Source organism: Mesorhizobium sp. WSM4828 (assembly GCF_055811175.1).
In genome coordinates, this window is the sequence record NZ_JBVVQK010000106.1 from 1 (window position 1) to 619 (window position 619).

The 619-nt window shown below is 58.6% G+C and carries 1 protein-coding gene; it reads left to right on the top strand.

The window, feature by feature from the left end:
- On the top strand, nt 1-619 hold a 619-nt coding region (locus AC0L2X_RS32490; RefSeq protein WP_473601221.1), incomplete at both ends, for a tetratricopeptide repeat protein.

The following is a 619-nucleotide window of genomic DNA, read 5'->3' on the forward strand; positions in this document are numbered from 1 at the left end:
TCTCGAACCGAACAATGCCGACTGGCAGAGCAATCTTTCGTCGATCTACACCACACTGGGTGATGTTCAGACGGCGCAGGGAAATCTGGCGGGCGCCCTGGAAAACTATCGGCGCGGACTCGCCATCGATGAAAAGCTAAGCGCTACGGACCAAGGAAACACCGACAGGCTAAGTGATCTTGCCGTTGACTATTCTGCCGTCGGCGACGTCCAGAAGGCGCAGGGGAACCTGGCGGGCGCCCTGGAGAACTATCAGAAGTCCCTTGCCATCCTGGAGAAACTGGTGGCTCTCGATCCGAACAATGCCGACTGGCAGAGCCGCCTGTCATCGCTCTACACCACACTGGGTGATGTTCAGACAGCGCAGGGGAAACTGGCGGGCGCCTTTGAGAACTATCGGCGCGGACTCGCCATCGATGAAAAGCTAAGCACTGCGGACCAAGGAAACACCGACAGGCTCAATGATCTTGCCGTTGACTATTCTGCCGTCGGCGACGTCCTGAAGGCGCAGGGGAACCTGGCGGGCGCCCTAGAGAACTATGAGAAGTCCCTTGCCATCCGTGAGAAGCTGGTGGCTCTCGAACCGAACAATGCCGACTGGCAGAGCCGCCTGTCATCG